This is a genomic window from Brucella cytisi, assembly GCF_038433355.1.
Taxonomy (GTDB): Bacteria; Pseudomonadota; Alphaproteobacteria; order Rhizobiales; family Rhizobiaceae; genus Brucella; species Brucella cytisi.
The window spans coordinates 38567-64774 of record NZ_JBCAUP010000017.1 but is presented as its reverse complement, the minus strand read 5'-3'; the positions used below and the strand labels follow the sequence as shown (position 1 = coordinate 64774).

Here is a 26208-nt window from a genome sequence, read left to right as displayed (position 1 = left end):
AGAGTTCTGGAAATGTCAAAGAGCGGCTGCCGTATCAACGCCCGCAAGGTGGGAGAAATACTATTCCGATTGCCTGTCAGACGTAGCGCGCCTGAGTGCACTCGGGGTGATCGATTTATGCTGTCGCATCGCTGCAGTCATATGACTGTGGCTGGAGAAACCCGTAAGTTTCGCGATCGCCGTCAGTGGTAAATCGGTCGATACCGCCAGTTGCTCGGCCATTTCAAGGCGGGTCGCCAGAACGTACTTGTGCGGCGGTTGCCCGACCGTTTCACGAAAGGCTCGCAGAAAATGGCTCGGAGATATCCCCGCGACCGATGCCAGTCGCTCCACGGACAGATTTTCAGCCAGATTGGCCCGGATATACTCCTCAATGTTCCGCCAGACCTTGACGGAAAGGCCGCCGCGGCTCTGGCGATTTGGCCGGCCCTTCAGCGTAGTGTAAGTGCGCAGGAGATAGGTTGAAAAAACGGTAATCAGGGAATCAAAATAAAGCGCGTTGTATGGCTCTCCTCTGCGGATCTCGTCACGGATCAGGCTTGCCAGCATAAGCGCCTTTTCGTCCACGTGCCCTTCCTTGAGTTTCTGGAATTCGAAATCCTGGACCTCGAATTCCAGTCGTGCCAATTCAGAAAGCTTGTCCGGTGTGAACGCGAACAGGAGGTTTTCCTTCGTCGTCTTCCAGCGTGCGAAAAGCTCTGCTGTCGCTGGCACAATTTCTACGGTCCCGACCGGTGCGGCAAACATCGACTTGCGGTCCGAGTTCAGTGATATCTCGCGATCCGGTTGTGGGGTAAGCAGGACGAGCGCCATATGTGATGGTGCCCGAAAGCCTATCTCGTTCGGTCCGGTCGTGGTTCGCGTGACTGCGCCGCTTTCCGCCTCAAATTTCGGTCCCCATTCATCAGGGATGCTCTTGAGCAAGTGACGCATCGTGCCGATCCTCACAGTTCGCTGTTACAACCAGGTTCTGGTTGGTGTGCGCCCAGACTCACCGTTGACATCGCCAGCCCGGTTTTCCCCACGGCCATAGTTCAATGAAAACTGTCAGAATTCAAGCAATAGGGCGTATTTTTATGTTGTTCTCGCCGCATTTGCGGCAGAATTAATCATTTCTAATAAAATTCGACAGGTCTTTTGAGGTATTTACCTCCTCTCCGCCCTTAAATGGATTTGATTTTCTATCGAAAAACGATCATTTATTGAAAAATCGCCATAGATTTTGTCGTTGCATGAAAGCTATCAGAAACTGTGCTCTTTTTCCGAAAGTACTGTGAAAACGGCGCCCCGCATTGGCGCGCCAGGTCAGGCTGCCTCCAACAGCGCTTAAGGCAGGAGCAGTTCGAACGCCGGGATCATAGTGGACTTCATAAAATAGGAACCACGCAATTGATTCCGGTTATCGGAGCGGAACGATTTTGGATGGCGTCGGTATCGTTCGTGTCTTCCGCCTGACCTATAGCGCCAGCGAGGCAAAAAACTATGACGCGGTGGCCGCGCGACCGCATTAAACACTACCCTGCTATCGCCATGCGTTACGACAAAAACCTGGCCAGTTTCCGCGCTGCAATCAAACTCATCGCCTTCCGCATCTGGTCCCCCAGCATATGGGTCTACGCTGTAGAAAATAAACCGGCGCGGTTGTTCCCCGCGCCGACCAGGAGGTTATGCAGTTTACAATGCTGATTTGTAGATGTTGCCATCTTTCATCACGAAACCCACATCGCGCATTTGCTCTATATTATCGAGAGGATTTGCTTTCACCGCGATGATGTCAGCAAACTTTCCCGTCGCAATCGTGCCGATCTGGTCGCTCATATCAATGTGATCGGCTGCATTCACAGTTGCGGCGGTCAGCGCCTCCTGCGGTGTCATGCCTGCTTCGACCATCAGTACCAGTTCGGTTGCGTTGTCGCCGTGAACAGACACACCACTATCGGTGCCAAATGCAATCTTGACGCCCGCAGCATGCGCCTTGCGCAACATATCAAGCATCAAAGGACCTGCTTCCAGTGATTTGATACGCTGCGGTTCGGTCATCCATTTTGCGTCTTTCGCAGTCTTTGCCACAAAATCACCAGCCATTACGGTCGGCACCAGATAAGCGTCCTTCTCCTTGAAGAGCGCAATCGAACTGTCATCCAGATAGGTCCCGTGCTCAATCGACAGCACACCGGAAGACAGAGACGTATTAATCCCGTCAAGGCCGTGAGCATGCGCCGTCACCTTCCGCCCCATGCTCCGGGCTGCGTCAACGATGGCTTCGATTTCGGGACTGGTAAATTGCTGATTGAAACCCGCCAGGGTGTTCGACAATACGCCGCCGGTCGCGGTAATCTTGATGATATCGGCACCCTTGCGGATCTGCTCACGGGTTGCACGCCGGCAATCATCGGCCCCGTTGCAAATAGAATCCTTGTGCAAGACTTCCGCCACATCATCGTTGTAGCCCTGGCGACCGTCACCATGACCGCCACTGACCGAAACAGAATAGCCTGCAGCGCGAATCCGGGGCAACGGCAATTCGTTTTTTTTCGAAGCATCCCTCAACGCAAAGATCGCATCAGAACCGCTCGCTCCCAGATCCTGAATGGTTGTGAATCCAGCCTCGAGTGTGCGTTTGCCATGCGTGGCACCTTGCATGGCCCAGTCCGCATCGGAATTTTCAACGCGTTTCAACCTCGCATCGGGTGCAAGCTGGGAAGTGATGTGCACGTGACTGTCGATCATGCCCGACATCACGAATGCATTGCTAAGATCAACGATTTCAGCGCCGTCACGCTTAACAAATCCCACTTCGATGCCTTCGATTTTGTTACCTTTGATGATGATAGACTGTTCCGTCAGAGGTGCCTTGGTCGCATCCGCAAGAAGTGTTCCTGCATGGATGATGGTTGTATTTGCCTCGTCCTGCGCGAACGCTGGATTTACAAAAGCACTCGTCAACATAATTCCATATAGAATATTATACTTCAACGACACGTCTCCTCCATTTTAGTATTGCAAATCGAGTCGACCATTATATTTGTATCGCGTCAATATTTTTTATTCCCAATAAAGAATAAATAACAACGTATTAACAGGAATAATTACTTATACATGCCTGGAAGACACCGTTGTCAATGCAATTTTGTAAAGGCGCCGCGGACGACCTACGTGACTTATTGATCGGAGATTGATTCAAGGCTGTTTGAAGGGATTATTACCGATTGAAACTGTCAGTCGGGGACGCGGGCGTCGCCCGGAGCAACGTCGTGCAATCATCAACGGCATACTTCGGAGACTTCGTTGCTGTACGTCGTGCAGTAAGCCGTGGCGGGATGTTCCACCCAAACACAGCAACGGGAATACGATCTATCAGCGGTTTCGACGCTGGAGCGAAGCCGGGGTCCGGAAAGCCCTGTCATTCACCATTGCCGGGATCATGGCTGGTATCGTCATGTCTCCCTCGTCATGCCTACCTCCGCCATGATGGCAGTGATCAGCTACCCTGCCAATAACGTCACGCCCCCGAGGATACCGACCATCACCATTTGATCCCGTGGTCTGTCCAGGAAATTCGACGCATCGCAAATGATCTTGCCCAACAGCGTTTAATTCTGGCAAGCGTTATCGCATGGTCTTGCCGGCATTGAGCCCACCACGCCGTCGCGAGACGAGCCCATCTAAAGTTGAAAACGCAACTGTAATTCCAGAAAGCCATGCCAACGGGATGGGATGCAAGCCCGGTCAATATTGTCGGTCAGACTACTTCACAAAAATTGCCCGCATCAAGCTTCGGTATCGCTGAATTTCAATTATCGGAGTCGTTTGAAATTCGCGCGTACATACTCTGAAGCATGGCGTTCATCGCATATAATCCGCGAGGGTAAATCGTGCCTGTCTCTTTGAGCATTTTATGCCGAAGGCTGAGCAAAGAACTGAAATGACAGGCATTTGCCATTCTCGGACTGGTTCGTTCACATCATGTCGGCCCGTTCGACCTGGTCTTATGTAAATGTTAATGCCGATGCGACCGTAGAGCAGCCTGTTTGTTGTCGGGATCGACACAGTCCATCCCGATAAATGATCAAGACATAACACCGGTTGGACCAGCAGATCGCAGACAAACCTGTATGAGACAGACCACCAGATGCTCCTCCTCATCAGCCTGGAGTGCATTGCTCAATGGACGGACGAGAGTTTCGACGATCGCCCCGACGATACACATGGAGGTTATGCGGGCATCCTGAGGAGCGAACTGGCTTGCGTCGATCCCTTCGTTGATCACACCTTCAATGATAGCCCGATACGGCTCACGCAATCTTGCTCGTTCTACGTCTATCTCAATGTTTACGGATTCCACCAGCAAAGCCCAGGCCAGCTTACGGCCCGCAAGCGCCCGTCGGGCAAATGTCTCGACCATCCTTGCCAGACGTTCAGGCGCCGTGCCTTTCGTGTCGGCAACCTCGCGAAATGCCCTGATTTCGTGTTGGGAAGCTCGTCGGTAGACTTCTCCAAAAAGTGCGGTCTTCGAGGGAAAGTGGGTGTAAACGTTTCCTGTAGAAACTCCGGCAGCCCTGGCAATGTCGGGAACGCCTGTGCTCCCATAGCCTCTTTCTGCAACCAGCCTGTGCGCCGCCGCAATGATCTGTTCGTGTGCCGCATCAATGCGGCTTTGCATCCTGGGCGTTCGCCGATACGTCATTAAAGATTGAACTCCAGTTCATTTTTTAATATGTTGCACGAATACTAGGAACCAGTCCACTGTGTCTCAGTCGCGAGGAGGTCAGGATGAAGCACAGATTTCTGGTTGAACCGTCATGCTGGCCATGTGCCATGCGAGCGGATATCACCTGGTGCGTCGCATCGATCCAGAGTGTCACGACAGCCGATCTTCCTTTTGAATAACGTGCGCACCACCTCAAAGGGATGCGATGACCTGAAGCCTCAGGTGAGGATCACAGCGTATCCGACAAACAGAATTTGCCAACAGACGTCGGCAACATGACTGCCCGTTACGGGATGTTCCGGAGAAACCGGTTCAGATTGACGATCTGTGCTTACCTGCTCTGTCTGATGGAGGAACCCTAATGAAATGGAGCTTTGCAGTCTTACTGCTTGCCGGTTGGACCACTTTGGTATCGGCATATGCCCAGGATCAGGATCCCCAGGCCCAGGCGGCCTTTGGCATGCCTATGAATGTCGATAACTGGCGGGTCGACGTAATCGGGCAGAACGGCGTGTACAGATTTCGACAGGTCAAGGGATCTTGCCAGATCACTTTCGTGCAGAATCTCGGTGTCGAAGCAGCAAAAGCAGCTGGTCAGTCGGTGAGCGATTCAATCGCGGCCTATGTGCGGCGCCTTGGCAAGCAGGTGGGGGCCGTAGCAAACAACGACGCACCCGATCTGGAGCTGCACGCTAACCGCGGAGATGCGGTGAGCTTCCTGTCGGAAGAGATCTCCTATCGCGGGCGAGATGGTCGTGATTATCGCAACCGCATCGCCGCCCAATGGGTTGGGCGGGTGGAGTTGTTAATCGTTGCCGGGTGCCCATCCAACGAATGGAAAAATCAGGAAGCCTCCATCAATGCCTTCCTTACCAAAGTGTCCGTGAATCAATTTCAATGATGAGGCGGCGAATGCGCAATCAAATTCGCGTTAGCAGCCTCTTCTCCAAAACGGCTCGAACCGCCAATTGCGTGTTGGTTTGACAGGTCAGCGATCCCTCGGCGAGCAGGAGCCGTGTGAACGACAAAGCGCTCAATCTTGTGCGAACTCAAAGGAGAGGACACATGCGACAGAGTAACGAAGCCAGACAGATTGACCGCCCGCGACTTACAGGCCTCCCTCTTAGCTCATGGATCGGGACTGCACTTCTCGCGTTTGCGGCCTTCACCCAACAAGCCATGGCGCAGACGCAGCATTTTCCCGAAGCGCGCGAGAGCAATGACAAACTGCTTGCTCTCTATTCCAGCGCCGCAGATTTATGCGTGCGAAATCCCAATCGAGATGTTGAGGTTGCTGTTGCCTGCCAATCCATGGCGATCTACGGCATGGCTCTCAACGATCGTGGCATGTGCCTTGGCAAACAGGACGAACCTAACGCAATGCACGAATGGCATCCTTGTGCAGGTAACTCGCTGCGATTTCCAACTGTCAGGCTCCCCGAAGGGTTTCAGTAGCCTCAGTGCGAGGCCAGGGAGATGAGACGGGTATGAAAAGGGTTCCCAAAAAGCCAGTTTCCACGCGAGCAAAAAGAATTCGAAAAAAGAGAATAAAATTTGTGTCTGAAACTATAACCTTGGTCATCGGCATGTTACTTCTTGTTCCGTGGTCGCTTTACAATGTGATGACCCTTTATTTTGATGGAACCGTATATGGCGGGGCATACGGTTCCAGACGATATCTCAGCTATGAAGCGGATGGCATCACATTCGTTGCACATGCTCTCATGTATGTGTTGATGATGCCTGCTTTGTTATTCACCGCCCCAATTATCTTGATGTGGATATTTCGAGATATCGTTGATTATTGGAGTGGAAGGAAAAAATGGTAGCACCATAAACGAACCTGGTGCCCGACCGCATTTAATCTTTCTCCCCCGACAGCACGAAGTGCAAACTTCGGAAATACCAGCATCTTTTGCATGGGTTCCAGACACTTGTGCACCACTCTTGAAATATCTCATTAAGTTGCGGTTACCGCATGTCATACGCAAACTGTGGATTATTGTAATTGGTGGCACCAATGCTCAAGAACGCTCTTCTTCTCCTGTTGCTCCTTGTCTTACTGGCTCCGGTCTGTGGACTTATCGGATATGCTGTCGGCCATCTGCTAGCGATTTTTAAGTTTTCGGCCACATTACAGCCCGATACATACCAGCACGACCGTGAACTTTTCGCCGGAATAATCGGCATTATGTTCATTGGCGGTTCTCTCTATCTGGTAACGGCCGGTTTTGCACTCTTTCGCTTCCTGAGGTCGGTGGTCCGTACCGGGAAATGATCTGATCCTGTCATTCTTCTTTCGTGAGGAGTAGCAATTGTCGCTTGCCATCATACCAGATCGGGACAGTGATTTTGGGATACCGTCATATTCTCGTCAATTCTGACTGAATCATTGCAAACCGGGTCGCATGAATTGCGGTTTACCGTTCGTCGCTTCATCAGCATTGACAGTGTCTCGCGCTATATCGACCCAAACACCGCGAACCAGACGGAAGACTTGTGCGAGACTAAGGAAGATCAAATTTCTCTTTAGGTACAGCGAGAGGCACCTGGTGAGAGTTGGGTTCAATACGTCGATTTAGCCTGTTTTTTGCCGTCGGCCCACGTCACCTCAAGCCAATTTGAACAAGCGTGCCTGCGCCTGAAATGCGCATAATTTATCCGGCGGGCAGCGGGCCAGGAAGTACGTCTTATACAGTTGACCAATGACAAAAAAAGAGGGCCGACGGAAAACCGTGGCCCTTTAAGTTTTGAAGGTTATGAAACCTCCAGAGGGGAACAGCTGCGGCGCGCAATGGGAGGAGGCGCAACCGCAGCTAACTACGTTATGCCTAATTCCTATTCAGTTTGCACCTTTTTATTGCGCAGACCTGCTATGCAAATTTGCGCAATTTCGGGACAACTGCCACCGCCAATGACGGTTCCCGTATCGATAACACCTGTTTTGATAATTCTGATGACTTGGAAAAGCCCTCATTTTACCATTGTACTAGATACTAATTGAAGAAAAAATACGATCTGAACAAGGGTTTATTATTTTCTCGGATCCCATACCAGGTTCTATATGGGAGCAGAGTGGTTAAGCTGGAATCGACCACAATCGGCGCACGTGACCAAATCGGTAAACGCAGCAGACTTTTGAAAGCGCACGGCATTGCAGCAGTTAGAAGCGGCCGATGCTAAAACCTGGCATTCCTCAACCTTAGCGAATTACCGATGACGCTGACCGATGAAAGTGCCATGGCTGCCGCGGCAATTATCGGAGAAAGCAATATGCCAAAGGTTGGATAGAGTACACCAGCGGCTATGGGCATGCCGCCGGCATTATAGACGAATGCGAAGAAGAGGTTCTGACGAATATTGCTCATCGTTGCACGGCTGAGCTGCCGGGCGCGGTCAATGCCTTGCAAATCCCCCTGTAGCAATGTGACCCCGGCACTCTCGATAGCAACGTCCGTGCCGGTGCTCATAGCAATACCAACGTCGGCGGCAACGAGCGCGGGGGCATCATTGACCCCGTCGCCTGCCATCGCGACAATACGGCCTTCGTTTTGGAGCCGCTCGACAATCGCCTCCTTGTCTTCAGGCAGAACCTCCGCTTCAACGTCGGAAATACCCAGCTTTCGAGCAATAGCGTGAGCGGTGACCTTGTTATCGCCAGTCAGCATCACAACACGGATGCCCTGAGCCTTCAGTGCCTTTAGCGCGGCAGGAGTGGTTGCCTTGATCGGATCGGCAATCGCAAAAAGGGCAGCAGGAGCGCCATTCATCGCCATAAACACAACCGTTGCTCCTTCATTGCGAAGCCTGTCAGCTTCGACTACCAGTTCAGCAACGTCGATGTTCGCTTCAGACATAATGCGCTGATTCCCGATGATCAGCTTCCTGCCGTCCACCATGCCTGTGACACCCTTGCCGGTCGGACTCTCAAAGTCTTCAACCTCGCCAAGGCTCACCCCCTGCTCTTTTGCCGCGCTGACGATGGCTTCAGCAAGCGGATGCTGACTGGAACGCTCAAGCGTCGCAGCCAGACGCAACAGGTCAGCTTCAGAATGGCCTGCCGCGGTTATGATTGCCGTCACCTTCGGTCGGCCTTCCGTAAGCGTGCCGGTCTTGTCCACCACGAACGTGTCAATCTTCTCGAAGCGTTCGAGAGCTTCGGCGTTCTTGATAAGAACGCCAAACCCTGCACCTCGTCCGACACCGATCATGATCGACATCGGAGTCGCAAGACCGAGCGCGCAAGGGCAGGCGATGATCAGCACGGCTACAGCTGCGACCAGAGCATGGGTCAACTTTGGATCGGGACCAAAGATGAACCATGCAATGAAAGCGACAATGGCAATGACGATCACTGCTGGTACAAACCAGCCCGAAACATCATCGGCCAGACGCTGGATCGGCGCACGCGAACGCTGTGCATTCGCCACCATCTGAACAATCTGTGAAAGCATAGTGTCCTGCCCGACCCTGCCAGCTTCCATCACGAAACTACCCGTCTGGTTTATGGTGCCGCCGATAACCTTTGCGTCGATCGCTTTGGTAACCGGCATGGATTCGCCGGTAATCATGGATTCATCAACGGAACTACGTCCTTCGACAATGACACCGTCGACGGGAACCTTTTCTCCCGGGCGTACACGAAGGCGATCACCGACCATGACGACATCAAGTTCGATTTCTTCATCCGTACCATCTTCCTTCATTCGGCGGGCTGTCTTCGGCGCAAGGTCGAGAAGCGCACGAATGGCACCGCCGGTCTGTTCGCGCGCGCGCAGTTCCAGTACCTGGCCAAGAAGTACGAGTACGGTGATAACCGCGGCTGCCTCGAAATAGACGGCAACAGCACCACCCATAGTCTGAAATGTTTCCGGGAACGCAGCCGGAATTATTGTCGCGACCACGCTGTAGCCCCAAGCGACGCCGGTGCCCATGGCAATAAGCGTGAACATGTTGAGATGACGGGTGACAATTGACTGCCAGCCACGTTGAAAGAACGGCCAACCGGCCCACAATACGACGGGTGTGGCGAAGAGAAGCTGCATCCAGTTCGATATCTGCGGACTAATCAGCCCGTGAAGGTCGATCAGGTGACCGCCCATTTCGAGCAGGAAAACCGGTATTGTCAGCACGAGGCCGATCCAGAAACGGCGGCGCATGTATAGATATTCTTCACTCGGGCCTGTATCCAGAGAGGGGACTTCCGGTTCAAGGGCCATCCCGCAAATCGGACAATTTCCGGGCTTGGGAAGACGGATTTGCGGATGCATCGGGCAGGTATAGATAACGTCTTTAGCTGTGGAGCCCGTTGCTCTGTCACTAGCCGGCATATTGGCAGTAGTGTGGCTCTTAATTGTCGCCCCGCCATGTCCTGCGTGGTCATGGAAGCCATCGGCAGCTTTGTGATGCGAAGACGGGTCTTGATGCGATGACATCGGCAGATTCCTTCCCGGCGGTAGCGGATAATATGAAGCGGTCTATCAGTTGCCGTGCGGCAATCCGGTAGCGCATCAATATGATGCGACCACATTTTTTTGCCGGAATGCAAATGTGAGGCTTCCAATCGTGACAAGGTCAAGCCAGAATCTTCCTCCAGCAAAGATGGATTGTCATTCAATGTCGGATAAAGCGTTTGAAAGGTTTTGAGCAAGGTTGAAGTGAAAGTCTTCACCTGCTTGCTCGGCCTCGGGCCGCTGCAAAACAAGCAATAGGGATCACAGTCACCGTTAATCCTTGCCCGTCATCGGGAGCGTCCAGATAATGCCTTGCAGATAGATGATCTTCGGTTGAAGCTCGTCAATATGGCGTCGTGATAGACACATGTCGCTGCCAATGTGGGCTATGCCTTGCCGCTCACTTTCAATCGTCCGTTCCTGTGTCTGCGCGGCCTGACATCACGCGACTATCGAGCCTCATTTCAAAAATGGCTGCAGAATAATCCGGTAACGCACCCACGCCACCGGATTGCCTCTATGCCGCAGCGGCTTGTGTTACTTCAAACTCCGCCCTCCGGTACCTGCCGGGTTCGGTTACAATATCAGTAACGGAAAAGTGGTGCGACGAGCGCTGGATCAGGCGGACACCCAATTACTCTTCCAATCGCGATGCGGCGGCTGAGTTCCGATTTTGCAGGCCGATGGCGCGGCCCGCCTGCGCGGAGCCGCCATGAGTTCCGGAAGCGCGGCGATTTTGGGAAAAACACACTTAAAAACAAAAAGATAATCCATTCCCAACAGCTCAGGGAAACAGCTAAATTCTCGAGAATATGAAATGCCAGGATAAGCGACAAACAATCCGTCAGTCTACATGGTAGACAGCGATAGTGTTTTTCTGGTTTGCGAGAAAACTTACCCGTCGAATTGATCTCGCCACAGGCACTTTCAGGATACCGGGTTTCGAAAATGTGCCTTCTTGCAGGTCAGTAGACGGTACCAATATTACACCCAGTTACTAATGGATACTGCTGAACTTGGTTGTCAGCATAGGCCTGAAGGAGAGAATAATATGGAATTGGGCGTATATAGTTTCGGGGACGTGCAGAAGGATACCGCCACCGGCGAGCTTGGCTCCACGGCAGATGCAACGCGCAACCTGCTCGAGGCGATCCAACTCGCCGATGATGTGGGCCTCGATTATTTTGGTATCGGCGAGCACCATACACGCGAGATGCCAGCTTCGGCTGCGACCGTCATTTTGGGTGCTGCGGCATCGACGACAAACAACATTAAACTTGGCAGCGCCGTCACCGTGCTGAGCACGGATGACCCGGTGCGTGTTTATCAGCAGTTTGCCACGGTGGACGCGCTGTCGAACGGACGCGCCGAAATTACGGCTGGCAGAGGGTCTTCAACGGAATCCTTTCCGCTTTTCGGACATGATCTCAATGACTACGACGAGCTTTATGCTGAAAAACTTGATCTGCTTTTAAAGATCAACGAAAGCGAAAAGATCACCTGGCAGGGTAAATTTCGTCCCGCGCTAAACGATGCACTTGTTGTGCCGCGCCCGGATAGCGGATCGCTGCCGGTCTGGCTGGCCACTGGGGGTAATCCGCACTCGTCGGTTCGTGCCGGTCTTCTCGGCCTTCCGATTTCCTACGCTATTATCGGCGGTCAGGCATCGCGGTTTGCACCACTGGCTGATCTTTACCGGCGCGCGGCCGCCCAAGCGGAAATCGCCCCGGAAAAGGTGAAGGTCTCAGTCGCGAGCCCGGGTTTCATCGGCGACGATGCAAAGGAAGCCAAAGAGTTCTTCTGGACCCATTGGCATGCGGTCATGGAACAGCTCGGCAAGATCCGAGGCTTCGCGCCACCGCCACGCTCGCACTACGACAAAGAAGCAAGTGGCGCGGGCGCACTCTTTACGGGTAGTCCGGAGGAAATCGCCGAACGTATCGTCGAGTTGCACAAGCACATTGGTCATACACGACAGTTCTTCCAAATGGACGTCGGACAGATGCCACACAAGGCATTTCTGCGGTCGATAGAATTGCTGGGCACCAAGGTGAAGCCGCTCGTCGATGCGGAACTGGGTTCTGGAAAAAAAAAACAGGAACAAACTGAATATGCCAATATCTCAGGTCAAAACTATCGGCATATTGGGTGCGGGCCGTGTCGGCACCGCCATAGCTCGTCGCGCAATTGCGGCGGGCTATGAGGTGCGGCTGGCAACTTCCAAAACGCCGGAAGACATCGCCCTCGTGCTGGAAATCATGGTGCCGGGTGCAAAAGCTGATATGGCGGAAAACGTGATTGCAGCGGCTGATATTGTCGTGCTTGCATTGCCGCTGTCTAAACATCGCAGCCTTTCACCGGAACTGTTGGCCAACAAGATCGTTGTTGATGCCATGAACTACTGGGCACCCACAGACGGAACAATTGCCGAGTTTGAAGGTGAACGCTCGAGCAGCGAGATTGTGCAAGAATTCCTGGTTCATGCGCGGCTGGTGCGGAGCTTTAACCATATGGGCTATCACGAAATAGATGAGGAAGCTCGCCTGGCAGGCGATCCGGAGCGTCGTGCGATGGCAGTTGCCGGAAACGATGCAGATGCACGCCGGGAGGTTGCCGTCTTTATCGACCGGATCGGATTCGATCCCGTCGATGCAGGACCGCTGCCTTTCAGTCGTTCATTCGATACCGGTACGCCGCTGTTCGGCGCGATGGTCAATCGGGCAGATATGGAGCGTGCTCTCCAATTGCAGCGTGCCGGATAGAGCGTGTCCAGCAAACGCGTAAAATCAGAGAATGGGAGGAGATCGAGATGGTTGATATGAGGATGGATAAGGAAGACAAAGATGCCCTCTACGGGCGTTATGTAGCCCACGTAGACGGAATTGATGGTGAAACTGAAATCACCTTCACAAAGCGTGGGCCCAACCTTATCAGCGCCGACCATACAGGGGCAGCGGACAGCATGAAAGGGACGGGATCGGCTGCGGCGCTCGTAACCTTCATGATTGAGGACGCGCGTCGGAACGGAATAAAAATCATGCCACTGTGTCCCTACGTCCGGGCGCAGTATCGCAGGCACCCGGAATGGGCAGATGTGATGACCGTATCGCCGGGCGTAGACCCGGCAGTTTGAGCATAGGGCTTTCTCTCGCAGTATCTTTACGAAGTTCACAAAGTCACCCATGAAAGCCTGTAGTTGTCAATGATAGTTTTGTCCGTCGGCTTTCCCTGGTTATCGAATCCATTCCTCGCATGAAAGACCAGCAGGCGCCCTGCAAATCAGGGCTCTGTGCGAAAGGTGCGTAATGGTGCAAGCCACGCAGTCATCGCAAAGAGACCGTCGCCCGCAATCCAACATTTCATCCAAGCTCAGCCTGAATGTCAGCCAAAGTAGATTGTCGGATACGGACAGCCGTATCCCATAGACGACGTGCGAGATCGCCATCGCCGTATGACGGAGCAGCATTGTCGAAAAATTGTTGACATGGCTACACTGTGCATATTTTATAAATACACAAAGAATACACAGGGGAGAATACATTATGCCTCCAGCCGAAGGACCGGTAAACCGGCCTGCGCACAAGGGTAGAGACTGGGCGGAGGGTATGACAGGCTTGTCGCAAGTTATCCTCAAGGGCGAAAAAACCCTGGCGGGTCTGTTCATTGCGGTTCTGCTGACCCTGATCCTGATCAATGTGGTGACCCGGTTTGCCAGAATACCGATCTACTGGATCGACGAAGCATCAATTTTCTCGATGATCTGGCTGGGTTTTATCGGAGCTTCGGTGATGACGCGTCTGCGGATCGATTTTGCGGTGACGCTTCTGTCCGATCACCTGTCACCTACATGGGTTGCACGGATGCGCGCGCTGGCCACGGCCTTATCTCTCGCCTTTGCTCTTGGCCTTTTGACAATGTGCTGGTTTTGGATGGACCCGCTCGGCATCGCTTCCTATGGCTTTGACGCTAAGGCCTATGCCGCCGAGACGTTCAATTTTCTCTATACGGAACGAACACAGACACTGGAATGGCCGACCTGGCTGGTCAATCTCATCCTACCGCTTTTCTCGATTACGCTCATCATTCACTGTACGGCCAATCTTCTTGAGGATCTGGGAATTGCCCGCAAGCGCGACCAGGTCTCGCTCACGACTGCGGAAGGGGCAGCGTAATGTTTACCTTCGCCGCTTTCGTTGTCCTCATGCTGATCGGCCTGCCGATCTCGATCGTTCTGTGCCTTACCGCCGCCGCTTATATCTGGCAGACAGACAATACCGTGCTGTTTGTTTCCTTTCCGACCCAGATGTTCACGGGTCTGGATAGCTATGGCCTTATTGCGATTCCTCTTTTCATCCTGATTGGTGAAATCATGAATGGCGGTGGCATCACGCGGCGCATCATCGACATGGCCATGGCTTTTGTCGGCGCGCTCAAGGGCGGGCTTGCCTATGTCAATCTGCTGGCCAACATGTTCGTCGCCTCCATTCTCGGCTCGGCCGCGGCGCAGGTGGCACTGATGTCCCAGATGGTCGTGCCGGAAATGGAACGCAAAGGCTATGACAAGACCTTTTCCGCGGGTCTGACTGCCTATGCAGGCATGCTCGGGCCGATCATTCCGCCCTCGATCATGTTCGTGGTGTACAGTGTGATGGCGCAGGTCCCTGTCGGCACCATGCTGGCAGCCGGCATCATACCAGGCATCATCCTGTTCGTAGCCTTCTGCGTGGTCATCGCCCTTATGGGGCTAATCTACAACTACCCGCACGGTGAATATCTGCCGATACGCCAGCGTATCGGCATCACCTTGAAAGCTCTTCCAACACTCATCATTCCACTTATCATCGTCGGCTCCATCGTGTCCGGCCTCGCCAATCCGACGGAAGCAGCGGCAATGGGCGTCATCGCGGCGATCCTCGTCGGCCGATTTGTGACAGGTGATCTTCGCTTCGCACAACTGCCGCAGATGTTCGTCAAAGCTGGCGTCCTGTCGGCGGGTATTTTGTTCCTGATCGCCGCAGCCGCCGTCTTCTCATGGGTTCTCGTATATGGAATGGTTCCGCAACGGGTAGCTGAATGGATTCAGTCCATCGCCAAGGATCCGATCACCTTCATGCTGCTGGTCAACATCATCCTGCTCGTCATCGGGACAGTCATCGACGGAGCGCCCGGCCTGATCATGACGGTGCCAATCCTGCTCCCCATCGCCACGGATGTCTACGGTATCGATCCAGTGCATTTCGGCGTCGTTGCCGTAATCAATCTGGTTCTCGGTTTCCTGTCACCGCCGGTTGGACTGAACTTCTTCATCGCCGCCGCCGTAACCGGGGCCAAGCCTGGCAAGATGTTCATCGTCACGCTTCCGTTCTTCTTCATCTGCTGCATCATTCTGGTGCTGCTGTCGATCTTTCCGGCGCTTTCAACCTATTTCTCATAACAGCGAACTAACAGAGAGGGAAAAACAATCATGACCTTCACCCGTCGTTCATTCATGAAGACCATGTCGCTCGGGGCAGCCATGGCCGGTGCAACCCCCGCGGTCCTGCGGGCACAGAGCGCCAAGATCTATCGGCTCGGCATCACCACGCCCCCTGGCCACCCGTGGAACGTTGCCGCTGAAGCGGTCGGCAAGCGGCTGTCGCAGGAAACCAACGGACGCTTGTCAATTCAGGTCTTCCCGTCAAATCAGCTAGGCAATGAAGGTGCGATGCTGCAACAGATGCAGTCCGGCGCGCTTGATCTTGGCTGGATCATGACTGCCGAACTCGGTTCGCGCATTCCGCAGATCGCTGCGATCAATGCACCCTGGCTGGTCGACAGCACCGCCAAAGTGGCGAAGCTGGTCCGTCATCCTGCCGCCATCAAGCTGCTCGACGTCTTGCCTGCTGAAACCGGCACGGTTGGCCTCGGTTACGGCATCACCACGCTGCGGGTCGTCTTCACTGGCAAAGAAACCTCTGGAATCGACGACATCAAGGGTATGAAGCTGCGTATCAATACGACGCCTGCCTATCGCGATTTCTATCAATTGCTCGGCGCCGCACCGACACCGATCCCGACACCGCAGGTTTTCGATGCGATGTCCAACGGCCAGGTAGACGGGTTGGAAGCCGATCTTGATCTGTCATGGAACCAGCGGTATGACAAGGTCGCCAAAACCATACTTCGCATGAATGCCATTTTCATGCCCTGCGTTGCGCTGGCGTCAGGTCGCGTATGGAAAGGCGTGCCGGAAGCAGACCGCGAGTTGATTACCCGCATCACACGTGAGGAACTGGACAAGCAGATCGACGCCACAGTCGCCAAGGAAGCTGCCCTCCTCCAGAACTTCAAGGATGCAGGCATCAAGATCGTCGATGTCGATCTGAAGAACACGTCCGACATCATTGCCGCTTACGACAAGATCTGGCTGCCTAAAGCACCGGTTCTTAAGGAACTGCGCGAGGTTGGCGCTACGCTTTAAAACAAATTCCGCTTCAATGGAGGCCAATATCCTGCGGCAACACGTTGCGGCAGGATATTGGCAGACTTGTTGAGCACTTTGTATTTATAAGGGCTTGCTCCCGCTCAACCCATCGCAGCTTCGCGAGTGTGGTAGTGCCAACCCAAGTCGCGATCAGTGCGCCTATCTCAAATAACCAGGTTGGTGCACAACGACCAATCACCACGCATCCGGTTCGCGGACCATGTGGATGATGTTGGCTGGGCTGGTAATCCAGCCGCCCTTAAAGCCCTCCGGCAGCTTCTCGATAGCATCGCAGCGGACAACACCCGCTCGGGACAAATGGACGGCCGCATCCTCGAAGCGATCGGTAAAAAGCTCCAGCCAGACCTCGGCCTGGCTCATCTCCGGCGCCTCGGCGACCCAGAGCTTGTTGGGGCCAAGCTCAAAACCGACGTCCGGAAGTTTTTCTGTAATCGGCTTAAGCCCGATGATATCCCTGTAGAAGGCGATCATTGCCTCATATTGATGGGGTGGCACCTTGATGGCGATATCGATGCCACCGTAGAGTTTCGCAGGCATCTCGCCTCCTTCTCAGTTGCTATCTTCGGGGTGCGTATGGGCGGATGCGAGCGCCGGCTCGCCCCTCAGCTCTGACTGATAATAGCCCTCGCGTAGGTTGATGCCATATTCAAGGAACGCCTTCATGCAACTCAGCATCTGTGACCAGCCTTCACAGTTAATGTAGGAGGCACGATGACCCGGGAGATCCTCGCGCCAGCCTGTCTCGGCGATAGTCACAAGTGTCGCATCATCGTCCAATGGCTGGAAGTTCATTTCGATACGTGTCTTGTAAGGCTCAGGACCTTCGGTCGCATTCGCGCCGTCCCAATACAGCACGATGCGTCTACACGGCACGACCTCGCTGACCTCGACTGGAATCTTGCCCCACCACACTACCGTATCTCCGGCGACTAGTGGAGCACTCGCCCCCCCAACAGTGGTGAAATAGCCACTAAGCTTGCTCGGATTGACAACGGCGTCGAACACCTCGGAGGGCGGTCTCGCTACACGCGCTGAGACCCTGAATTCAGGTTTCATAAACCATCTCCTCTTGTTTTAAGCGACAATATGTTATATATTTATAACATGTCAAGCAGCGATACGGACGATCTGATTTTCAAGGCCCTGGCCCATCCACGCCGCCGCGCCATCCTCGACCATTTGAAGGACGAGCCGCGCACCACTGGCATGTTGTGCGAGATGTTCGATGACCTGGATCGCTGCACGGTAATGCAGCATCTAAAGGTACTGGAGAGCGCGGACCTGATTATCGTCAGGCGGGATGGGCGGGAGCGGTGGAATCTGCTCAATTCCCTGCCGATCAAACGTATTCATGATCGCTGGATCAGTGAGTATGCCTCTCACGCGATGACAATCCTCGACCGGTTGAATTCGGATCTCTCAAAAGAGCCCTGAAGCGGACAATCGCAACCTGGTGTGGCGACCAAACCAGGCGCATCTTTGAGTACAATCCCCGGTAGAACCCGCCAATTCGATCCGAGGTCCGTAGTTAACATTTACACTTGAAAACTGGCATCTTGATTTACCTATACCTGGCGCAAGCTTTTACTTCCATTGTCGCCAGAACAACCACTGTGCAAGCACAGGGTTCGATGATCGCCGAGCTTCGCGCCCCCTCTGCTCCAGACTTCGTTCGAGGATGGGAAACACCCATAACTGCAACGTTCAATCGCCAGTTAGATTGTCGCGTGTATTAAGTCCTTAAAAACCGTACCTCGTACAGGCTGTTTCAGAGCAAAGTGAAGATCTCCAATATTTTCATGGCGTTGTAACCGGTCCTGCACGTAAAGGCAGAGCCCAATGGGAAGTCGTTGTCGCATTAACGCCTTGCTTGTGCGATCGACGCAGGCGGTTGGACACTTCGCCGCTTCCCCCTTAAGACTATTGCTCTTGCATTTTGGCTATATTATCGATTTCCACTGACGTTACTCATTTTCGAAGAAACGATGCTGTACGCGCCGTCCCTTTATTGAATGAGCAAACACTCGTGAAAGTGACTCTGAGGCGCTTATGGCGTAATCAGTATAAACCGATCCAACTTGCGGGTGATACAATGAGTGAAGAAAACGTGGATCAGCCGAGCGAAATATGGTTGCCCTCACATTCCTATTCCGGGGCATATGCGTGGCAAACGAGTTTTTATGACACCGATCCAGACCTGCGTGACTGGCTGGCAGCCATCATCGATGGTTCTGATGACGCTATAATCAGTAAGGATCTCGACGGTAAAGTTAAAACCTGGAACAGGGGGGCCCAGCGGTTATTCGGCTACGAGGCTGATGAAATTATAGGAAGGCCGATTACCATTCTTATTCCGGATGATCGCCTGCGAGAGGAACCCGCAATTTTAGCGCAAATTCGAGCAGGAAACCGGGTCGATCATTTTGAAACCGTTCGAAAGAGAAAAGACGGAACTCTTTTTGATATTTCTTTGACCATCTCACCGATCCGGGATGCAGGAGGCAAAATCATCGGAGCATCCAAAATTGCCCGGGATATCACCGAGCAACGCCGCGCTCAGGAACAGCAACACCTTCTGATGGGTGAAATGAATCATCGCATCAAGAACCTTTTTGCACTGGCAAACGCGATTGTTTCATTAAGTGGTCGCGAAGCGAAAACGGTTGATGAATTACGTCAACGCTTACAATCCAGGCTGTCTTCACTGGCCAGAGCTCATGCACTTACAATACCCGATTGGAAAGACGATGGAGCAGCGTCAATTTCTCTTCATGCCCTTCTTCACACCATACTGGAGCCTTATGATCATCAAAACATAAGTGTTACCGGTGCCAATCCTGCCATCTCTGGAAAGCAACTGAGCAATCTGTCTCTTTTGCTACACGAGTTCGCAACCAATGCGGCCAAACATGGAGCGGTTTCAACGCCTGGCGGCTATTTGTCTGTTTCTGTAATTGAAACCGAAGATACGTTCCAGCTGCTATGGTCCGAAACAGCGCGGAATGAACACGAAGAATCCGATACTGAGGGTTTCGGGACCCGGCTGGAGTCGGCACTCTCGGCTGCCCTAAACGCCAGTGTACAACGCAACTGGTTGCAGAACGGCATCGAAATAAGCGTTCTCCTTCCCAAAGCCAAATAACACCTTGCTTGTCATGCTACATACGGATCCGGCCAGCCGAACTGAAGTGCCGCGTTGCATTATTCGTTCCCCTTGCTTGCGCCACGCTGGCCGGATCCTTCACTGTGTTCGTCATCGGGCATTGCGCTTCCTTTGTTGGGTTGTCAAATCGGAACGTAAATCCAGCGGAACCACATCCGAATGTTTCAAAAATTCCACCTGGACCCGCGGTTTTGTGCTAACAGACCAAGCCCTGCAAACCAGAACATAACAGAAGTCGTCAGCTAACCGGCGCGCCCGTCAATCCAGATTCATTAATATGGCCGGCGCGAATATTGTGATTTGCATTAAGAAAAACTGCATCACATTATTAAACTGTTGTCGGGGGTTTCTACTAGCGAAAGCTAAAGGGAGACTGACATGCCGCTTTTCAACGAAGCGAGCCGAATTTACAATCCATCGGAGATCCGATTCATGCGCAGTTGCTTCGGCAACGCAGCCATTTTGCTTGAAGAAGGCGATCGCGGTTATTCGGCGTCGGACCTGGCATCCTGCATTATGATGCTCTACGAGAACGGATTGAGAGACCGTGAATATCTGTGCGAACTGTCTGCACGTATCGCTCATCAGCGATATCAGAGCCGACACGATGTCTCATCCGTGCCAGGCGCCCAATCCTATGGCACAATGCCAGCTTCTTCCTCGCGACGTAGTGATCCGTTTGGATAACAGAACTGGATTGCCAAGCGCGGCCCGACAAGTTGGGAGACCTGTCCGAGACTGGTAAAGTCAGAATGCGGACAGCTTGTCTGGAACAAATTCCGCCGTAACAGGTTTGTCCACGAACGGAATTCAACAGGCCTTGGTCGATGCCCGAACAAATACCCCCTAACAACTCAATGCGACCTTCTGCTTCGCGCGCGAAAGCTAACCACCCGCAACCTTCCGATGCGTTTGCCAACGCATTGAGAAATCGTCTAAACACGACATTCACTAACGAGAATTCGGATATGTTCTCTAATCTGTTGGCACGGCTGGAAAACGCTGAAAAAGGCAGTGGGGAATGAACGCTTCCCACCGACTGAACGAAGACTGTCGAGAGAGATAGTATCCGCACGATTTCCATTTGAGCAGATTGCCAGCTGATATGAATGCGACGAGTGCAATGTTTCGCACATGGAGCAAGATGTCATAACTTTCCTTTTGGAAATCTCATATCAAATTGAACCGGTCTTTGCCCAGCTCCGGACGTTTCGTTTCAAACCCCGCTATCGAAACCGGTCTCAGGCTCTTCCATTTACTCATCAGGCCTGTATCGATACTCAGCCTCAACAAAATGGCCGTCATACCGTCGACCTGCGCCTGCGATAACGGCAAGCAAATGGCGTGTCTCGCCTACGCGAAGAATGTTGTTTTGTTCATGGATTTCTGTTTACTTGTAATGTGAGGGGATATTTTCTTATGACGATTCAGCAATTCCTTGATGCCAGCGGCGATCAACTGGTGATCGGTGGCAGTGTTCCGATTTTGGTCGCAGGCGTTCTGCTTTTGTGTGCGAGATACCGGCGGTAATCACCTGGTCATCTGCAGATTATGCCGATATTGCGTGAATGTTCCGTGACGGACAGCCAATGCGCACGGTTAATACTGCCCAGTAACTCCAATTGATCGAACAGAAGCTCGTGTCATTCGTTTTTCATATGCATTTATCTGATCCAACGGAGGAATGGCTATGATTAAAAATGGATTTGACATGCGCCGGGAGCATGACATGACCTGATGCGTCTTCGATGTTTTCAACGGAGAGATCATCTCTATCGACGGGCATAAGCAGTCTGGCCTCAGTGAAAGAGATGCCAAAGAAGCGGTGGACATGCTCAATCGAAAATATCTGGAGCGACACCAGGAATGCGGATCGGGCAGACTTCCTTGAGGTGCTGAACAGGAATTGCCTTAGGCGTACCCGAAGGTCTGGAATTTTCAGGCCTGCGAAGCGATCTTCTCCCACTGATCCTGGCCCATCACAGCATTTCGGCGCGCCCGTCTGGGCGTATTTGCCGAAGTCCCAACAACCGGGCCTAAATCCGGGAGCGGGCATTCCGCAAACTGCAAGCTTAGCGTTTGGGCTTTTTCGTCTTTGACAGTAGATATGTGCAGCTTGCGTTTCACCATCGGTCGAGCGCACAAAGGATCAGCACTTTTTAGTCGAATAACTGGTGTCGTCATTCGTCTGAAACATCGCAATCACCTTGCTTGTTTGCCCATCGGGTCTGTAACCGATCGCGTTTTTGCGCGTATGGATGACATCCTCTTGACCGCCAGCGCTCGTCTCGGACATCGTCTCGGTGAGATAACGGGCTGGAGTTGTACCGAGCATCCGCCGGAACATGGCGCTGAAGGCACTCGGGCTCTCATATCCCAAATCGAGTGCGGTGTTCGTTACGGATTCGCCGTCCGCCAATCGTTGAAGCGCAAGACCGACATGCAGTTGTTGCCGCCAGCGACCGAACGACATGCCGGTCTCACGGTGAAACAGCCTTGTCAGGGTGCGATTGCTCGCACCGATACAAGCGCCCCATTCTTCCAGATTGAGCCTTAAAGAAGGATCGTCCATCAGCATATCGACGAGCCGCTTCAATCTCCGGTCCGAAGGCATAGGGAGACGCAGCGGCTCCGCTGGCGCTCTCTCAAGCTCGTCCATCAGGACCGACGCAAGCCGCGTCTCGCGGATATCCCCCTCCGGGTAGCAATGCGGCTCGATGACGAAACGCAGGATCAATTCGCGCAGGAGAGGCTGGACGAAGAGAATACCGCAATCTGGGCGCTGGCCCCGGCACTCATCAGGCTCGACGTACAGATTGCCGATCGACACCTGGCCAGTCGCCCTGGCAAAATGCATGACACCGCCTGGAATCCAGATCGCACATTGTGGCGGGACCGTCCATACGCCGCGCTCGGCCTCGACTGTGATGAGCCCCTCAATGACATATAGCAACTGGTCCTTGCGGTGCTTATGCGGTTCCGTCTCGCCGGCAAAAGCGAGTTCGACCTTCAATCCAACGACCAGGCGCGCGATGGTATCGGGATAGTCATGAGGAGGAAGTACTGGAATGCTCATCAACTAAACCTCCACGGATTTTGAAAAAAAATGTCGCTATCCTCTCCATTCACCAGCTTCGCACGATATCACGCTCCACTCAGTTTGGCTGCTGCGAACCGGCCATGATTTCTAGAGAAACGGCCATGCAACAGACGGTGTCAGCCCCAGGTAGAATGTCAAAAACGCTGATAACAGATTACTTCCGGCCTCGCGCGGACTTCGCTGCGAGGAAATTGTTTATATCTCGTTACGAAAAAGGCTCTGGCTTGTGCCCTGCCTGGTTGGGATTCAGGTTAACTTGCGGGAGTATCGGTGAAGAGTGCCAAACCCATTTGGGAAACAACCGTCGAATTGTTCACGCATGGTGTGAACGTTTTCGAAAGTCGCTTGCCTCAGTCAGGAATTGTTATTAATTCAAATCTTCCCAGTTTTAATGAAAGCCTCCTGAACCTTGACGGAACAGAATTCGAAAATGGAGACGAAGCCGCCGGTCATTCAGGTAAATGATTTATCCGTCATTTATGACGCTTCGCCAGCACTGAAATCTGTTAGCGTTTCCGTCAGGTCCGGTCGGATTACTGCGATATGCGGCGCTAACGGTTCGGGCAAAAGCACATTATTGCGTAGCATGGCACGCCTGCAAAAGCCCTCGCGAGGCCAGGTGCTGTTTGAGGGATGCGACATTAGCGGGATGCGCCGCACGGAATTTGCCAGAAAGGTCGCGGTACTGGGGCAGATGCCCGAAGTTCCTGCAGGTCTTACGGTCGAGGAACTCGTTGAGAATGGTCGCCATCCCCACCGTGGATTGTTTTCGCGTCTAGGGCAGTCAGACCGGGCAATAATCGCGCAGTCGATCACACAGGTCGGCCTCGACAAACTCCGACACCGCCAGGTCGCTTCGTTGTCGGGCGGTGAACGGCAGCGAGCATGGGTCGCTCTTGCACTCGCACAGAGCCCTTCCGTACTTTTCCTCGACGAGCCGACGAACTTTCTCGACATCCGGCATCAGTCGGAACTACTCACGCTTCTAAAAAAGCTCAACACAGAGCGGAACCTGACCATCATAGCTGTGCTCCACGATCTCAACCAGGTAATTGAGCTGGCTGACGATGTTATTTTGATGCGTAAAGGGCAGCTTATGGCATCGGGCGCCCCTCAAAGCGTTCTGACGAAACAGCATCTGAAGGAAGCCTTTGAGTTCGACATGGACGTTATCGCCCATCCTCTTTTGCCGATCTCCTTTTGTCTTCCGCGCTGGATTGCCGTTGATCACGATCAGGCCGCGAGATGACATCACGGGATGTTGTCGCGGAAGCCGCGAAGCCCAAACTCTTTGTTTTCGGCCTGTTTATTTTGGCGTCGGTGCTTCTGCTGGGGCTGATTGTAGCCGAACTCATTCTCGGCAGCGGTAATGTCGGACTGTCCGACGTCTTACAGGCGCCGATGCGGCCCCGTTCGCTGGCGCAGATTATTATTGAAACCATCCGCTTGCCTCGGGCCATCGCCGCTATTCTGGTCGGTGCCGCACTAGCAATTGCGGGCACGATCATGCAAACAGTTTTGCGCAATCCACTTGCTGCGCCTGACATACTGGCTGTCACAAGCGGTGCGCAACTGGGTCTCATCGTGGCCAGTTTATTGCTTCCGTTTGCGTTTCCAGGTTTTCTCGCAACCATTCTAGGGGGCGCCATCGGCGGAGGCCTCTGTCTTCTGGTAGGCGGCGGGTTACGTGCACAGCCGGTTCGGCTTGCTCTCGCAGGGGTGGCTATTTCCCTGGCCTTCTCTGCACTTTCATCAGCAATTGTCCTTATGGCCGACGATCGTGCATCGGGCGTTCTCCTGTGGTCTTCAGGTCTTCTGGAGCAATCCGGCTGGAACAGGACAACTCCCCTCGCCCCCCTGATCATTGGCGGAATATTACTGCTCACCCTGTCAGGACGACAGTTCGATGTAATGGCGCTTGGAAATGATATGGCCTCAGGGCTTGGACTGGGAAAAGCGCCGGCCATCATCGGTTTATTATCTACCGTCGTTCTTTCGGGAGCGGCAGTTTCGATCGCGGGACCTATTGGGTTCATTGGCCTCGCTGTCCCGAATTTTCTGCGGGCTGCAGGGTTCCACAGACATGGTATTTTGCTACCCGCCGCTGGCCTTTTGGGAGCAGTCTCCCTTCTTGCGGCCGATATTGCAGCACAGTTGTTGAGCAGCGATGGTGCGATTATCCCAACCGGGGTCTTTGCCGCCTGTTTCGCCGCGCCTGTCCTGATTCTCGTTCTTCGAAGGATCAAAGGAGAAACACGTCCCCGCGCAAACGTTGTTTCGGAAAACGTTCTGTTTAAGCAAAAAGCAACGCTCTATCCCGTTCTCGTCTGTTTGATGGTAGCGACTTGTCTGCTTGGCCTCGTCTTCGGAGACGGAGTCGCCGGTTGGCAAACTGATTGGGATACCGTCTTTGCACTGCGATTTCCCCGTGTATTGATCGCGATGGGCGCCGGAGCATTGCTTGCATGTGCTGGACTGTTGCTTCAGCTCGTCACACGCAATCCGCTTTCAGGTCCGGAAACGCTGGGATTGTCTCAAGGGGCGGCGCTTGCCGGACTTGCCGGACTTTTGATCGGTGTCGTGCCAACCAGTCCGCTATTCGCGCTTCTTGCCGTGTCCGGGTCAGGCCTGGTGGTCTTGTGCATTTCATTTCTCTCGGTTCGAATGTCGCCAGAGCGAACCGCGCTGACCGGTATTGCTGTTGCCGCGAGCCTCTCTGCAGTAAGCACAGTCGTCGTCATTGATGCCAAATTACAGGTCGCCGAAGCGCTTTCCTGGCTGGTAGGATCCACGCATGGCCGCAATTGGCAGGATGTGGCGGCACTGGCTCCCTGGCTCGCGCTCATCCCCTTCTTAATGATGCTTGCAAGGCGGTTCGATATTCTTGCTATGGGACGAGATGAGGCGGAATCAATCGGCCTCAATACGATGTACGCCCGCGTCTGGACGATGCTTTTGGCATCACTGGCGGTGGCGGGTGCTGTAGCGACGGTCGGAGCGATAGGCTTCGTAGGACTAATCGCTCCGCATGCCGCTCGGCTATGCGGTGGTGCTCGCTATCGTAAGCTCGTGCCAGTAACAGCGCTTATGGGAGCAATTCTCACCGCCTTTGCGGATATGTTCGGAAGAACACTTATAGCACCTCAGGAAATTCCGGCAGGGATTGTCACCGCCTTCATCGGAGCGCCGTTGTTTATTCTGTTGATGCGCCGACAATCGCGATAGCGTCGTGCTTTCACCAGGTCGGTGAGATGCTGAAGCATAGTTCCTTTACAACACGCTGTCGGATTTTTGGTA

22 protein-coding genes and 1 pseudogene are annotated in these 26208 nt (G+C 53.4%); 16 read left to right on the top strand and 7 right to left on the bottom strand.

The features are described from left to right. Window positions 1-60: 60 nt before the first annotated feature. The gene (locus AAE521_RS16900) at window positions 61-933 is read right to left on the bottom strand and encodes a helix-turn-helix domain-containing protein (protein WP_342061924.1); all 873 of its coding nucleotides are present in this window, start codon (window positions 931-933) and stop codon (window positions 61-63) included. A gap of 741 nt (window positions 934-1674) precedes the next feature. Then, entirely contained in the window at window positions 1675-2976 is a 1302-nt protein-coding gene (locus AAE521_RS16895) for a metal-dependent hydrolase family protein (RefSeq protein ID WP_342061923.1), read from the bottom strand. Between the two features lie 187 nt (window positions 2977-3163). On the opposite strand from AAE521_RS16895, the pseudogene AAE521_RS16890 reads away from it, so the two are divergent. Next, a pseudogene (locus AAE521_RS16890) lies at window positions 3164-3430 on the top strand (transposase); the annotation flags it as partial. Window positions 3431-4069: 639 nt separating this feature from the next. Here the strand turns inward: AAE521_RS16890 and AAE521_RS16885 are convergent. Continuing rightward, complete coding sequence (locus AAE521_RS16885; protein ID WP_071631110.1) at window positions 4070-4687, bottom strand: TetR/AcrR family transcriptional regulator; 618 nt, start codon at window positions 4685-4687, stop codon at window positions 4070-4072. Window positions 4688-5072: 385 nt separating this feature from the next. On the opposite strand from AAE521_RS16885, the gene AAE521_RS16880 reads away from it, so the two are divergent. The 4 genes from AAE521_RS16880 to AAE521_RS16865 all read left to right on the top strand — a co-directional run bounded on the left by AAE521_RS16880 (window position 5073) and on the right by AAE521_RS16865 (window position 6989). Then, window positions 5073-5612 (top strand): hypothetical protein, encoded by a 540-nt coding sequence (locus AAE521_RS16880; protein ID WP_342061921.1) that lies wholly within the window; start codon window positions 5073-5075, stop codon window positions 5610-5612. Between the two features lie 164 nt (window positions 5613-5776). Beyond that, window positions 5777-6166: a hypothetical protein gene (locus AAE521_RS16875; RefSeq protein WP_342061920.1), complete on the top strand. Its 390-nt coding sequence runs from the start codon at window positions 5777-5779 to the stop codon at window positions 6164-6166. Window positions 6167-6198: 32 nt separating this feature from the next. Beyond that, a complete protein-coding gene (locus tag AAE521_RS16870) occupies window positions 6199-6540 on the top strand; it encodes a hypothetical protein (protein ID WP_342061919.1) in 342 nt (113 codons plus the stop codon). A 191-nt stretch (window positions 6541-6731) separates the two neighbouring features. Next, a complete protein-coding gene (locus tag AAE521_RS16865) occupies window positions 6732-6989 on the top strand; it encodes a hypothetical protein (protein WP_342061918.1) in 258 nt (85 codons plus the stop codon). A gap of 901 nt (window positions 6990-7890) precedes the next feature. On the opposite strand, the gene AAE521_RS16860 is transcribed toward AAE521_RS16865, so the two are convergent. Beyond that, a complete protein-coding gene (locus AAE521_RS16860; protein WP_342061968.1) occupies window positions 7891-10041 on the bottom strand; it encodes a copper-transporting P-type ATPase in 2151 nt (716 codons plus the stop codon). A 1174-nt stretch (window positions 10042-11215) separates the two neighbouring features. Here AAE521_RS16860 and AAE521_RS16855 point away from each other — a divergent pair. From AAE521_RS16855 to AAE521_RS16830, 6 genes are all read left to right on the top strand, one after another. Continuing rightward, a complete protein-coding gene (locus tag AAE521_RS16855; RefSeq protein ID WP_342061917.1) occupies window positions 11216-12367 on the top strand; it encodes an LLM class flavin-dependent oxidoreductase in 1152 nt (383 codons plus the stop codon). Beyond that, window positions 12276-12926, top strand: coding sequence for an NADPH-dependent F420 reductase (locus tag AAE521_RS16850; protein WP_342061916.1), 651 nt, complete (start codon window positions 12276-12278; stop codon window positions 12924-12926). The genes AAE521_RS16855 and AAE521_RS16850 overlap by 92 nt, the downstream gene beginning before the upstream one ends. Window positions 12927-12973: 47 nt before the next feature. Beyond that, window positions 12974-13297 (top strand): GNAT family N-acetyltransferase, encoded by a 324-nt coding sequence (locus tag AAE521_RS16845; RefSeq protein ID WP_342061915.1) that lies wholly within the window; start codon window positions 12974-12976, stop codon window positions 13295-13297. Between the two features lie 409 nt (window positions 13298-13706). After that, window positions 13707-14336, top strand: coding sequence for a TRAP transporter small permease (locus tag AAE521_RS16840; RefSeq protein WP_342061914.1), 630 nt, complete (start codon window positions 13707-13709; stop codon window positions 14334-14336). After that, on the top strand, window positions 14336-15598 hold the full coding sequence (locus AAE521_RS16835) for a TRAP transporter large permease (protein ID WP_342061913.1): 1263 nt from the start codon (window positions 14336-14338) through the stop codon (window positions 15596-15598). Before AAE521_RS16840 ends, AAE521_RS16835 begins: the two co-directional genes overlap by 1 nt. Before the next feature lie 30 nt (window positions 15599-15628). Then, on the top strand, window positions 15629-16624 hold the full coding sequence (locus AAE521_RS16830; protein ID WP_342061912.1) for a TRAP transporter substrate-binding protein: 996 nt from the start codon (window positions 15629-15631) through the stop codon (window positions 16622-16624). 198 nt (window positions 16625-16822) lie between these two features. Here the strand turns inward: AAE521_RS16830 and AAE521_RS16825 are convergent, their stop codons facing one another. Then, a complete protein-coding gene (locus tag AAE521_RS16825) occupies window positions 16823-17185 on the bottom strand; it encodes a VOC family protein (RefSeq protein ID WP_342061911.1) in 363 nt (120 codons plus the stop codon). Window positions 17186-17197: 12 nt separating this feature from the next. Next, on the bottom strand, window positions 17198-17704 hold the full coding sequence (locus AAE521_RS16820; RefSeq protein ID WP_342061910.1) for an SRPBCC domain-containing protein: 507 nt from the start codon (window positions 17702-17704) through the stop codon (window positions 17198-17200). A 48-nt stretch (window positions 17705-17752) separates the two neighbouring features. On the opposite strand from AAE521_RS16820, the gene AAE521_RS16815 reads away from it, so the two are divergent. From AAE521_RS16815 to AAE521_RS16805, 3 genes are all read left to right on the top strand, one after another. Beyond that, window positions 17753-18082, top strand: a complete 330-nt coding sequence (locus AAE521_RS16815) for an ArsR/SmtB family transcription factor (protein WP_342061909.1) — start codon at window positions 17753-17755, stop codon at window positions 18080-18082. Between the two features lie 658 nt (window positions 18083-18740). Then, window positions 18741-19790, top strand: a complete 1050-nt coding sequence (locus AAE521_RS16810) for a PAS domain S-box protein (protein WP_342061908.1) — start codon at window positions 18741-18743, stop codon at window positions 19788-19790. A gap of 453 nt (window positions 19791-20243) precedes the next feature. Continuing rightward, window positions 20244-20498, top strand: coding sequence for a hypothetical protein (locus AAE521_RS16805; RefSeq protein WP_342061907.1), 255 nt, complete (start codon window positions 20244-20246; stop codon window positions 20496-20498). Between the two features lie 1462 nt (window positions 20499-21960). Here AAE521_RS16805 and AAE521_RS16800 read toward each other — a convergent pair. Continuing rightward, window positions 21961-22887 (bottom strand): AraC family transcriptional regulator, encoded by a 927-nt coding sequence (locus AAE521_RS16800; protein ID WP_342061906.1) that lies wholly within the window; start codon window positions 22885-22887, stop codon window positions 21961-21963. A gap of 454 nt (window positions 22888-23341) precedes the next feature. Here AAE521_RS16800 and AAE521_RS16795 point away from each other — a divergent pair, with 454 nt between their 5' ends. Together AAE521_RS16795 and AAE521_RS16790 are read left to right on the top strand one after the other, a co-directional pair. After that, window positions 23342-24160 (top strand): ABC transporter ATP-binding protein, encoded by an 819-nt coding sequence (locus AAE521_RS16795; RefSeq protein WP_342061905.1) that lies wholly within the window; start codon window positions 23342-23344, stop codon window positions 24158-24160. Beyond that, on the top strand, window positions 24157-26136 hold the full coding sequence (locus AAE521_RS16790) for an iron ABC transporter permease (RefSeq protein ID WP_342061904.1): 1980 nt from the start codon (window positions 24157-24159) through the stop codon (window positions 26134-26136). Before AAE521_RS16795 ends, AAE521_RS16790 begins: the two co-directional genes overlap by 4 nt. Window positions 26137-26208 lie beyond the last annotated feature (72 nt).